The following is a 10,395-nucleotide window of genomic DNA, read 5'->3' on the forward strand; positions in this document are numbered from 1 at the left end:
CGCAGGGGTTGAACATGAAACGATTCGAATGGCGTGCAGGTACCGTGGCGGTCTTGCTGGGCTTGTGCACCTGGCAGGCCCACGCCGCTGAAAGCGTGACCTTCGCCGGCTGGGGTGGCGCCTTGCAAGATGCCGAGCGCAAGGCCTACCTGGAGCCCGCGGCGAAGAACCTGGGCATCACGGTCAAGGAAGACAACATGGACGGCCTGGCCGCGGTGCGCGCCCAGGTGATGTCCGGCAAGCCCAAGTGGGACGTGGTGGAGCTGGCCTCCAACGACTGCATGGTCGCCGAGAAGGAAGGCCTGACCGAGCCGCTGGATTTTTCCGTCATCAAGACCGACGGCGTCGACGCCCGGTTCTACGGCAAGAACTGGATCGCCAGCCACGCCTATTCGACCGTCCTGGCCTGGAGCACCGAAAGCGGCGCGGCCAAGGCACAGACCTGGAAAGACTTCTTCGACCCGTCGGTGAAAGGCCCGCGCGCCCTGTACCGCAACCCGTTCACCACGCTCGAGGTGGCGCTGTTGGCCGATGGCGTGGCCCCCAAGGACCTCTACCCGCTGGACGTCGAGCGCGCCTTCAAGGTGCTCGAGCGGATCAAGCCGCAGGTGGTCAACTGGTGGAGCAGCGGCACCGACTCGGCGCAACTGCTGCGTAGCCGCGAAGTGGACTTCCTGGCCATCTGGGCCTCGCGCGTCGAGGACCTGAAGAAGGCCGGCCAGCCGGTCGACTATACCTACGACAAGGCGCTGCTCGACTACGATTGCGTGGTGGTGCCCAAGGGCGCGCCGAACAAGGCCCTGGCCATGAAGCTGGTCGCGCAGATCATGTCGCCGGAAAGCCAGGCCACCCTGGCCACGCTGATCCCCAACCCGCCGGTCAACAGCAAGGCGTTCGACACCGGCATCATCCCGTCGTCCCTGGCCAGCCGCCTGCCGACGGCGCCGGCGAACGTCGACAAGGTGGCGTTCTTCGACCCGGCGTGGTGGCAGGGCCACCAGGCCGAACTCCAGCAACGCTTCAACCTGTTCATCCAGAACTGATCGGCTGGCGGCTCCCCGCCCGGGGAGCCCTCACGGGAGGAATTCACAATGCGCAAGACCTTTATCCACGGCACCACGTTCGGCCTACTGGCCAGTGCCATCCTCAGTGCCACCGCCCATGCCGACACCGTCACCTTCGCCGGCTGGGGCGGCGCCCTGCAAGACGCCGAACGCAAGGCCTACCTGGAACCTGCGGCCAAGGCCCTGAACGTCACCATCCGCGAAGACAACATGAACGGCCTGGCCGCGGTACGCGCCCAGGTGCTCTCCGGCAAACCGAAGTGGGACGTGGTCGAATTGGGCATCACCGACTGCGTGCAAGCCGAGAAGGAAGGGCTGTCCGAGCCGCTGGACAAGGCCGTGATCGACACCCGCGACATCGACCCGGCGGTGGTCGGCAACAACTGGATCGCCAGCCACGCCTACGCCTCGGTGCTGGCCTGGGCCGATGACAGTGGCAAGCCGGTGGCCAAGACCTGGCAAGCGTTCTTCGACCCCAGCGTGAAAGGCGCGCGGGCCATGTACACCAAGCCCTGGCAAACCCTGGAAGCGGCGCTGATCGGCGATGGCGTGGCGCCCAAGGACCTCTACCCGCTGGACGTCGACCGCGCCTTCAAGGCCCTGGAGCGGATCAAGCCGCAGGTGGTCAACTGGTGGAGCGCCGGCGCCGACTCGGCCCAGCTGCTGCGCAGCCGCGAGGTGGACTTCCTGGCCATCTGGAACGGTCGCGTCGCCGATGTGGCGGCCAGCGATGACAAGGTCGGCTACAGCTTCGAGGGCGCGATCCTTAGCTACGATTGCCTGATCGTGCCGCGCGGCGCAGCGAACAAGGAGCTGGCCATGAAGCTGATCAACCAGATCATGCAGCCCACCAGCCAGGCGACCCTGGCGACCTTGATCCCCTATGCGCCGGTCAACGCCCGTGCCTACCAGAGTGGCCTGATCAGCGCCGAGCAGGCGCGCCGTCTGCCGACCTCGCCGGACAACCTGCCCAAGGTGGCGAAGATCGACCCGCACTGGTGGGTGGAGAACCAGCAGGCCGTGCAACAACGTTTCGAGCTGTTCATCGCCCATTGAGACGAGGCGGGCTGTGCCCGCCCCATACCCTGTGTTTCGTGCCGTTCCCGGCCCCGAGTCTGATCATGTCTGAAGATACGAAGCTTTCGACCTCCATCGACATCGAGCATGTCACCAAAACCTACGGCAGTTTCGCCGCGCTCGACGACGTCTCGCTGAACATCCGCAGCGGCGAGTTCCTGTCGCTGCTGGGCTCGTCCGGTTCGGGCAAGACCACGCTGCTGATGGCGCTGGCCGGCTTCGTGCGCCCGGACGCCGGGAGCATTCGCTTCGGGGGCCGGGAGATGGTGTTCGAGCCGCCGCACAAGCGCGACCTGGGGATGATGTTCCAGAACTACGCGCTGTTCCCGCACATGAACGTGTTCCAGAACGTCGCCTACCCGCTGAAGCTGCGCGGCTACAGCCGTGACGAGATCCACAAGCGGGTGCATGAGGCGCTGGCGCTGGTCGAGCTCGACCAACTGGTGGGCCGGCGCATCGACGAGATGTCCGGCGGCCAGCGCCAGCGCATCGCCCTGGCCCGGGCGATCGTCTTCGAGCCGAAGATCCTGCTGATGGACGAGCCGCTGTCGGCCCTCGACAAGCGCCTGCGCGAGACCATGCAGCTGGAGATCCGCCGCCTGCACGAGCGCCTGGGCATGACCGTGGTGTACGTCACCCATGACCAGCGCGAAGCGCTGACCATGTCCGACCGCATCGCGGTGATGAGCAAGGGCCGGATCCAGCAGATCGACACCCCCGAGAGCCTCTACGAACGCCCGGCCAACCGCTTCATCGCCGAGTTCGTCGGCGAGTCGTCGTTCCTGCCGGTGGCGCTGCGCGAAGGCAAGGCCTGGTTCCGCGACCAGCCGATGCAGGTGGTGTACAGCGAAGGCAGCCTGAGCAACCCGAGCATCGTCCTGCGCCCGGAAAAGCTGCGCTTCGTCGAGGAAGGGCAGACCGGCCTGAACCTGTTCCGCGGGCAAGTGCGCGACGTGATCTACCAGGGCGAGAGCCAGCTGTTGCAGGTCGACCTGGGCGAGGGCGCGCAGGTGTCGATCCGTCGTCCGTCGCGCAGTTCGTCCAGCGGCCGCCTGCCGTCGCGCGGCGACGCCGTGGTGCTCGGCCTGCACCCGCAGGACAGCCTGGTGGTGGGGGACTCGGCATGAGCACCGTGAACCTGCAAGGCGCGTTGCACGGCCAGGCCCTGCAACGCGCCACCAAGCGCCACGGCTGGTTCCTGCTGTCGCCGGTGCTGCCGGCGCTGCTGCTGGTGCTGGTGACCTTCGTGGTGCCGATCGGCTGGCTGTTCGGCCTGTCGCTGTTCGACGCCGACGGCAACCTGACCCTGGACAACTACACGCGCCTGCTGCAACCGATCTACGTGCTGGCGTTCACCCAGACCTTCAAGATCAGCCTGATCGTCACCGTGGTCTGCGTGCTGCTCGGCTACCCCTACGCCTACTTCATGGTGCATGCGCCACGGCGTTTGGCGGGGTTGGCGATGGCCTTGCTGCTGATTTCGCTGTGGACCTCGCTGCTGGTGCGCACCTACGCCTGGTTGGTGCTGCTGCAACGGCGCGGGCTGGTCAACGACCTGCTGGTGTCGCTGGGGTTGGTCGACTCGCCGCTGGCGCTGGTGCACAACCTCACCGGCACGGTGATCGGCATGACCCACATCATGCTGCCCTACATGGTGCTGCCGCTGTACGCGGCGATGAAGAGCATCGACCCGCTGTACCTGCAAGCCGCCTCGACCTTCGGCGCCTCGCCGGCGCGGGCATTCCGCGACGTGTTCCTGCCGCTGTCGCTGCCGGGGCTGGCGGCGGGCGCGACCCTGGTGTTCGTGCTCAGCCTGGGCTTCTACGTCACCCCGGCGCTGCTCGGTGGCGGCAAGGTGCAGATGCTGTCGATGCGCATCGAGAGCGATGTGTCGATGTATGCCAACTGGGGCGCCGCCTCGTCGCTGGGCGTGGTGCTGCTGGTAGCGACCCTGGCGATGCTGTTCGCCGTCAAGAAAATCGCCGGGCTGCGCCGGCGCAGCGAGTGAAGCCATGAACCGACCCCTGCAACACTGGCTGGGCCTTGCCGCCCGCCGCGCCTGGCTGTACCTGCTGGTGCTGGCGATCATGCTGTTCCTGCTGACGCCGACCCTGATCGTGCTGCCGATGTCGCTGTCGGACGCCCGCTACCTGAGCTTCCCGCCCAAGTCGCTGAGCCTGCAGCCGTTCTTCAACTACTTCGCCTCGCTGGAGTGGCAGAGCGCGACGCGCATCTCGCTGATCACCGCGTTTCTCACCATGGTGCTGGCGACCTCGCTGGGCACGGCGGCGGCCTACGCCCTGCACAACAGCCAGCAGCGCTACCTGGGCGTGCTGCGCGGGCTGATGATGGCGCCGATGATCGTGCCGTCGATCTTCATCGCCATCGGCCTGTTCTTCATCTATGCCCGGCTGGACCTGAACAACAGCGTCCCCGGCCTGGTGCTGGCGCACACGCTGCTGGCGCTGCCCTACGTGATCATCAACGTCGGCGCCGGGCTCAAGAGCTACGACATGACCCAGGAGCACGCGGCCTGCATCCTCGGCGCCAGCCGCCTGCGCGCGTTCTTCGACGTGACCCTGCCGCAGATCCGCTTCTCGGTGATCTCGGCGGCGATGCTGGCGTTCGCCGTGTCGCTGGACGAGGCGGTGATCTCGCTGTTCATCAGCGGCGGCGACAGCGCCACCCTGACCAAGCGCATGTTCAGCTCGCTGCGTTCGGAAATCGACCCGCTGATCGCCGTGGTGGCGACGCTGATGACCCTGCTGTCGATCGTCATGCTCGCCGTCAGCCTCACCGCGCAACGCCGCGCCCAGCGCCGGAGCGAGCAATGAGCGGGCTGCGCCTGCCGGGGGCGAGCGGCGCGCCGCTGGGCTTTTGCTGGAATGGCCGGCGCATGACCGCGCTGGCCGGCGACAGCGTTGCCCAGGCGCTGCTGGCCAATGGCGTGCGCACCCTGGCCTGGACGCGCAAGGCGCACCGGCCCATGGGCCTGTCGGGGCTGTACACCACGGGCGTGCTGGCGCGGGTCGACGGCGTGCCCAACGTGCGCCTGGACCAGTGCCTGGTGCGCGAAGGCATGCAGGTGCAGATGCAGAACTGCTGGCCGAGCCCGCGTTTCGACCTGCTGCGCCTGGCCCGCCTGGTGCCGTCGCGCTGGCTGCGCGGCGGCTTCGAACAAACCAACCTGGTGCCCAGTGGCGGGCGCCTGTTCCAGCACTGGGAGGCGCTGCTGGCCTTCCTCGCCGGGGTCGCCGCGCCTGCCAGCCGGGGCCACGACGGGCCGCCGCCGGTCGGCCAGCGGCTGCGCGCCGAGGTGCTGGTGATCGGCGCCGGGCCGACCGGCTGCGCGGCGGCCAACCGCGCTGCCGAGGCCGGGCGCGAGGTACTGCTGGTATCGCGTGGCGCCGCCCAGGCGCGCCTGGCGGTGCAGAGCGGGGCGCGGCTGCCTCGGCTCGACGAGCGCGTGCGCTGCGCCTTCGGCCTGGATGTGTTCGGGGCCTACCGCGAAGGCCGCCTGCTGCTGGCCGCACCGTCCGACCCGAGCCTGCCCGCCGTGGCGCTGGAGGCCGACGAGGTGATCCTCGCGACCGGGCGCAGGGTGGTGCCGACCCTGGTGCCGGGCGCCTGGCTGCCCGGGGTGATGGATGCGCGCACCGCCCTGGCCCTGGCCAGCGAACGGCGCATCGCTCCCGGCAAGGCAGTGGTGGTGGTCGGCGACGGCCTGTACAAGGCGCTGGCCAACCGCCTGCGCCAGCTCGGTGTGCATGTGGTGGCGGTGGCCGATGTGCGCGACCTGCGCCGGGTGTATGGTCGCCGCCGGGTCACCGGGGTACTGCTCGACCGCCTGCAGCGCTGCGATGCGCTGGTGTTCGACGGGCCAGGGCTGTTCGACGACAGCCTGAGTTTCCAGGGCGCGGCCAGTGGCCGCCTGCAACTGCGCGGCGGGTCGTCGGCCTATCGGCGTGCGGGGTCCGCCGCCGAGGCCGACCCGGAGCTGCCGCCGCCCACCGACGGCGACGTGCTGCTGTGCCCGTGCTTCGACGTTTGCGGCCACGAAGTGGACGACCTGCTGGCCCAGGGCATCGACGACCTGGAGGTGATCAAGCGCCTGACCTCGTGCGGCATGGGCCCGTGCCAGGGCCAGCCCTGCTGGGACTCGCTGCGCGCCTACGTGGCCGCGCGGCTGGGGCTGCCCGCCGGGCACTTGGCCAAGCCGACCCTGCGCCCACCGCGGCGCGCCCTGACCGTCGCCCAGGCCGCCGGCCTTGCCGACGTGGTGGAGCCTCTGCGATGAACCTGCACCCCGCGTTGCCCAACCGCTGCAGCATCCTCATCGTCGGTGCCGGCATCCAGGGCCTGGCCCTGGCCTTCAGCCTGGCCGAGCGCGGTGTGCGCGACATCCTCGTGCTCGACGCCGGCTACTGGCAGGGCGGCGCCTCCGGGCGCAACGGCACCTTGATCCGCGGCGCCTTCAGCTCGGTGGAATGGACGCGCTTCTTCGCCTATTCCAATGAACTGTGGCACGGCCTGTCGCGGCGCCTGGGCGAGAACGTCATGTACTCGCTGCGCGGCTACAGCATGATCGGCGAGCGTGCCGCCACCGCCGAACTGCTGCACCGCACCCGCGAAGTGCACCGCGAATGCGGCGTCGACTCGCAACTGCTCGACCCCGCGCAACTGCGCCGGGTGCTGCCGGCCCTGGCCCACGAGCGGGTCAGCGCCGCCCTGCACCTGCCTGGCAGCGGCGTGGCCCCGCACCATGCGGCCATGCACGCCTACCACGCCGCCTGCGAGCGCCTGGGCGTGCGCATCGCCTACCGCACGCCGGTCGAAGCCATCGACCGCAGCGCCGGGCGGGTCAGTGGCGTGCGGGTCGGCGAGCAGCGCATCGACGCCGATGTGGTGGTGCTGGCCGGTGGCGCCAACAGCAACGCCCTGGCGCAACTGGCCGGGGTGCCGCTGGAGGGCTACCCGATGCGCCTGGAGGCCATGGCCCTGGAGCCGACCCGGCCGTTGATCGGCCCGGCCGTGGCGCTGCTCGACCGCCTTTGCTACATGCACCAGACCGCGCGCGGCGAGGTGGTCGGTGGCGCCGAAGTGGCCGAGCGCCCGCAGGACACACTGAACGCCGACGTGCCGGTGATGGCCGCGACCGCCAAGGCGTACCTGGAGATGTTCCCGCAACTGGGCCAGGCGCGTATCCTTCGCCAGTGGGCGGGGCTGGTCCATATTTCCCCTGATTTCGGCCCGTTGCTGGGCGCGCATCCGGCGCTGCCGGGGCTGTTCGTCAGTGCTGGCTGGTGTTATGGCCACGCCGGCGCACCGGCGGCCGGCGAGCTGTTGGCCAAGGCCATCGTCGACGGCGTGGTGGACGAGCGCATGCGCCCGTTCGCCGTGGAGCGTTTCGCCCAGGGGCGCCCGGTGGTCGAGCCGGGCATCGTGCTGAGTCATTTCGAATGAACAACCGTGAACCGGCGCATCCGCGCGCGGCGGCCTTGCCAGTCGCCCCGGGTGCCGCCGATAGAGCTGTCAGAAAAGGATCGAACCCCATGAGCGCCGCTGAAGATTCGCCCCTGTTCGTCACCGCCCTGTCCAAGGGCCTGGCGATTGTCACCGCGTTTCGCAGTGGTCGGCCCAGCATGAACCTGGTCGAGCTGGCCGAGGTGACCGGCCTGAACAAGAGCACCGTGCAGCGTTCGGTGTTCACCCTCGAGACCCTGGGCTACGTGGCCAAGGACCCGGTGACCAAGCGCTACCGCCTGACCCCGCGCTCCCTCGACCTGGGCTCGGGCTACCTGCAGACCAGCGAGCTGGTGGAGCGCGCCAACCCTTACCTGCACGAGCTCAACCGCGACACTGAAGAGAGCTGCAACCTGCTCGAACCCTGTGGCCACGACATGCTCTACGTGGCGCGCTTCCCCAGCCACAGGCAGATCCCCATCCATGTGCCGCTGGGCCGCCATTTGCCGATGTATTGCACCGCGGCGGGCCGGGCCTACCTGGCCGCGCTGCCCGAGGCGCAATGCGAGGCGATTCTCGACGCCTCGGAGCTGGTGGCCTACACGCCCAATACCGTGACTGACCGCGAACGCCTGCGCGAGATCATCGCCAATGCCCGGCGCGACGGGCATGCATTTGCCAGCGAGCAGTACTACGTCGGTGATATCAGCGTGGCGGCGGCGGTGGTCAATGCCGATGGCTACCCGCTGGGCGCGGTCAACGTCGCTGTGCCGCTGGGGCGCTGGAGCCTTGAGGATGCGCGCAAGGCCCTGGCGCCAAAGGTGATCAACACGGCGCGTTCCATTGCCAGCACGGTGCGCAGCCTGCAACCACTGACCTGATCGATTTCCCGTAACCCGGGGCCGCTGCGTGCCCCGACAACGCCAGCGCACCCCTGGATGCGTGACGGCCCCCCTTTGCCCAAAAAAACCGGAGTCCCCATGTCCATCCAACGCTTCCAACCCAACAACAACCGCCTCAGCCACGCCCTGGTGCACAACGGCATCGTCTACGTCACCGGCCAGGTCCCCGCCGACCGCACCCAGGACGTTCGCGGCCAGACCGCCCAGGTGCTGGCGCGCATCGACGAACTGCTGGCCGAAGCCGGCTCGCACAAGTCGCGCATCCTCTTCGCCCAGGTCTGGCTCAAGCACGCGGTCAAGGACTTCGCCGAGATGAACGCCGCCTGGGACGCCTGGGTGCCGCAGGACGCCCTGCCCGCGCGCGCCACCGTCGAAGCCAACCTGGCCGCGGAGAACATCCTGGTGGAAATCGCCGTCCAGGCGGCAGTGGGGGAATAAGGCCATGGCACGTATCGCACACTTGATCCACGGCGAGTCGGTCGCGCACGGCGAACGCAGCGCCGATGTGTTCAACCCGGCCACCGGGCAGGTCATCCACCAGGTCGAACTGGCCAGCCGCGCCACCGTGCAGCAGGCCATCGACTCGGCCAAGGCGGCGTTCCCGGCCTGGCGCAACACCCCACCGGCCAAGCGCGCGCAAGTGATGTTCCGCTTCAAGCAGTTGCTGGAGCAGAACGAAGCGAAGATCGCGCAGATGATCAGCGAGGAGCACGGCAAGACGCTCGAAGACGCCGCCGGCGAGCTGAAGCGCGGCATCGAGAACGTCGAGTTCGCCTGCGCCGCGCCGGAAGTGTTGAAGGGCGAGTACAGCCGCAACGTTGGCCCGAACATCGATGCCTGGTCGGACTTCCAGCCGCTGGGCGTGGTGGCGGGTATCACCCCGTTCAACTTCCCGGCGATGGTGCCGCTGTGGATGTACCCGCTGGCGATTGCCTGCGGTAACGCATTCATCCTCAAGCCGTCGGAGCGTGACCCGAGCTCGACGCTGTTCATCGCCCAGCTGCTGCACGACGCGGGCTTGCCGAAGGGCATCCTGAACGTGGTGCACGGCGACAAGGAAGCGGTGGATGCGCTGATCGAAGCGCCGGAAGTGAAGGCCCTGAGCTTCGTGGGCTCGACCCCGATCGCCGAGTACATCTACGCCGAAGGCACCAAGCGCGGCAAGCGCGTGCAGGCCTTGGGTGGCGCGAAGAACCACGCGGTGCTGATGCCGGATGCCGACCTGGACAACGCGGTCAGCGCGCTGATGGGCGCGGCCTACGGTTCGTGCGGCGAGCGCTGCATGGCGATTTCGGTGGCGGTGTGCGTGGGCGACCAGGTGGCCGATGCGCTGATCGCCAAGCTGGAGCCGCAGATCAAGGCGCTGAAGATCGGTGCCGGCACCTCGTGCGGGCTGGACATGGGCCCGCTGGTGACGGCGGCGGCGCGTGACAAGGTGCTCGGTTATATCGACGACGGCGTGGCGGCGGGCGCGCAGCTGGTGGTCGATGGCCGTGGTTTCCGTGTGCCGGGCAATGAGGATGGTTACTTCGTCGGCGGCACGCTGTTCGACCGGGTGACGCCGGAGATGCGCATCTACAAGGAAGAGATCTTCGGCCCGGTGCTGTGCGTGGTGCGGGTGAACAGCCTGGAAGCGGCGATGCAGCTGATCAACGACCACGAGTACGGCAACGGCACGTGCATCTTCACCCGTGACGGTGAAGCGGCGCGGTTGTTCTGCGACGAGATCGAGGTGGGCATGGTGGGTGTGAACGTGCCGCTGCCGGTGCCGGTGAGCTACCACAGCTTCGGTGGCTGGAAGCGTTCGCTGTTCGGTGACCTGCATGCGTATGGGCCGGATGGTGTGCGGTTCTACACCCGGCGCAAGGCGATCACCCAGCGCTGGCCGC

The 10,395-nt window shown here is 68.5% G+C and carries 10 protein-coding genes; all 10 read left to right on the forward strand.

The genetic code is table 11. The features are described from left to right. The first annotated feature begins 14 nt into the window (after nt 1–14). Entirely contained in the window at nt 15–1,043 is a 1,029-nt protein-coding gene (locus P0Y43_RS12225) for an ABC transporter substrate-binding protein (RefSeq protein ID WP_275637519.1), read from the forward strand. A 48-nt stretch (nt 1,044–1,091) separates the two neighbouring features. Beyond that, complete coding sequence (locus tag P0Y43_RS12230; RefSeq protein WP_275637520.1) at nt 1,092–2,120, forward strand: ABC transporter substrate-binding protein; 1,029 nt, start codon at nt 1,092–1,094, stop codon at nt 2,118–2,120. A gap of 65 nt (nt 2,121–2,185) precedes the next feature. Further along, nucleotides 2,186–3,268, forward strand: a complete 1,083-nt coding sequence (locus P0Y43_RS12235) for an ABC transporter ATP-binding protein (RefSeq protein ID WP_275637521.1) — start codon at nt 2,186–2,188, stop codon at nt 3,266–3,268. Next, nucleotides 3,265–4,149 carry an ABC transporter permease gene (locus tag P0Y43_RS12240; protein WP_275637522.1) on the forward strand — a complete coding sequence of 295 codons (885 nt, stop codon included), beginning with the start codon at nt 3,265–3,267 and terminating at the stop codon, nt 4,147–4,149. Before P0Y43_RS12235 ends, P0Y43_RS12240 begins: the two co-directional genes overlap by 4 nt. A gap of 4 nt (nt 4,150–4,153) precedes the next feature. Beyond that, nucleotides 4,154–4,975, forward strand: a complete 822-nt coding sequence (locus P0Y43_RS12245; protein WP_275637523.1) for an ABC transporter permease — start codon at nt 4,154–4,156, stop codon at nt 4,973–4,975. Next, nucleotides 4,972–6,438, forward strand: a complete 1,467-nt coding sequence (locus P0Y43_RS12250) for a 2Fe-2S iron-sulfur cluster-binding protein (RefSeq protein WP_275637524.1) — start codon at nt 4,972–4,974, stop codon at nt 6,436–6,438. The genes P0Y43_RS12245 and P0Y43_RS12250 overlap by 4 nt, the downstream gene beginning before the upstream one ends. Continuing rightward, nucleotides 6,435–7,604, forward strand: a complete 1,170-nt coding sequence (locus tag P0Y43_RS12255; protein ID WP_275637525.1) for an NAD(P)/FAD-dependent oxidoreductase — start codon at nt 6,435–6,437, stop codon at nt 7,602–7,604. Before P0Y43_RS12250 ends, P0Y43_RS12255 begins: the two co-directional genes overlap by 4 nt. Before the next feature lie 89 nt (nt 7,605–7,693). Then, nucleotides 7,694–8,485 carry an IclR family transcriptional regulator gene (locus P0Y43_RS12260; RefSeq protein ID WP_275637526.1) on the forward strand — a complete coding sequence of 264 codons (792 nt, stop codon included), beginning with the start codon at nt 7,694–7,696 and terminating at the stop codon, nt 8,483–8,485. Nucleotides 8,486–8,584: 99 nt separating this feature from the next. Continuing rightward, the gene (locus P0Y43_RS12265) at nt 8,585–8,944 is read left to right on the forward strand and encodes a RidA family protein (protein WP_275637527.1); all 360 of its coding nucleotides are present in this window, start codon (nt 8,585–8,587) and stop codon (nt 8,942–8,944) included. 4 nt (nt 8,945–8,948) lie between these two features. Further along, a partial coding sequence (locus tag P0Y43_RS12270) for a CoA-acylating methylmalonate-semialdehyde dehydrogenase (RefSeq protein ID WP_275637528.1) occupies nt 8,949–10,395 on the forward strand: 1,447 nt, incomplete at its 3' end.

Origin of the sequence: Pseudomonas entomophila, from assembly GCF_029193575.1 — a bacterium.
Classification (GTDB): Bacteria; Pseudomonadota; Gammaproteobacteria; order Pseudomonadales; family Pseudomonadaceae; genus Aquipseudomonas; species Aquipseudomonas entomophila_G.